This is a genomic window from Pseudomonas sp. P5_B2 (assembly GCF_056400445.1).
The window spans coordinates 1-1,231 of sequence record NZ_JBFULH010000971.1; the positions used below are offsets into that span (position 1 = coordinate 1).

At 50.0% G+C, this 1,231-nt stretch carries 1 protein-coding gene; it reads left to right on the forward strand.

Annotation, left to right across the window (positions count from 1 at the left end; all coding sequences use genetic code 11):
* Positions 1 to 1,231, forward strand: a 1,231-nt coding sequence (locus AC1DRJ_RS28405; RefSeq protein ID WP_477805068.1) for a class I tRNA ligase family protein, incomplete at both ends; no start/stop codon positions are given.

A 1,231-nucleotide genomic window follows, 5' to 3' on the forward strand; every position in this document is an offset into this window, starting at 1 on the left:
GGAAATAGACACGTCCGACAAAAAGTATTTCAAGTGGACACAGTTTCTGTTCCTGAAGCTCTATGAGCAAGGGCTTGTTTACGAAAAAGAAGAAAATGTCTGGTGGTGTGAAGAGCTCAAGACTGTACTGGCAAATGAAGAAGTCATCGATGGCCGCTCTGAGCGCGGCGATTATATCTGTACAAAAAAACCGTTAAAGCAATGGGTCGTAAAGATCACTCAATACGCTGACAAGTTACTCGATGGCCTGGACAAACTGGACTGGCCGGAATCAGTCAAAAAAATGCAGCGTGAATGGATCGGTCGCACGGAAGGTGTTGATATAGATTTCAAGGTGCTTGATAACTCCGGCACTCATCTGACTGTGTTTACCGACGGGCCGGAAACCCTGTACGGGGTTAACGCTATTTTTCTTTCTGTCGAACATCCCTATGTTAAAGATTTGCTTTTGGGCACTGATAACGATGTTCATGCCAGAATCTCGTCAATGCAAGCACCCGAAAACGGCATGCAGGGTGTCTCTGTTGAGCGGTCTGTCCTGCATCCTTTAACGGGAAAGGAAATTCCTGTCTATGTAGTGAGTTACCTGAGCATTGACGGAAACGAAGACGCAATGTTGTCTGTTCCCGCCACAGATCAACAGGCCCTGGAAATTTGCCAGCACCTGGATATCGGACATGTCTCCATTTTTGATCCGGACCAGAACCTGAAGAACTCTGGTTCTATCAACGGTTTTTCGAGAGCGCAAGCTCGTGCGCACGTCATTGATGAGTTGATTCACAGTCGCGCGGCAGTCAAAAAAGTGCGCTACAAGATGAGGGATTGGCTGTTCTCTCGGCAGAGGTACTGGGGTGAGCCTTTCCCGTTGTATCGAGGGGCCGACGGTGAAGTGGTGACTGCCGGCTACCACGAACTGCCTATAGAGTTGCCCCACGTTGAAAACTACTCTCCGGGCCCGGACGGAGCCAGTCCCTTGCAGCGCGCTCAGGAGTGGGTGAATTGCGAGGATAAGTTCGGTAACCCTCTCTTTCGCGTAACCGATACCATGCCAGGATGGGCAGGATCCTGCTGGTACTACCTGCGATTCATGGATCCGCATAATCAGGCCGAACCCTTTTCAAAACAAAGTAGCGAGTACTGGAACCAGGTCGATCTTTACGTAGGCGGCGCTGCGCATGCGACGATGCACCTGCTGTATGCAAGATTCTGGCATAAGGTTCTGTTTGATGTC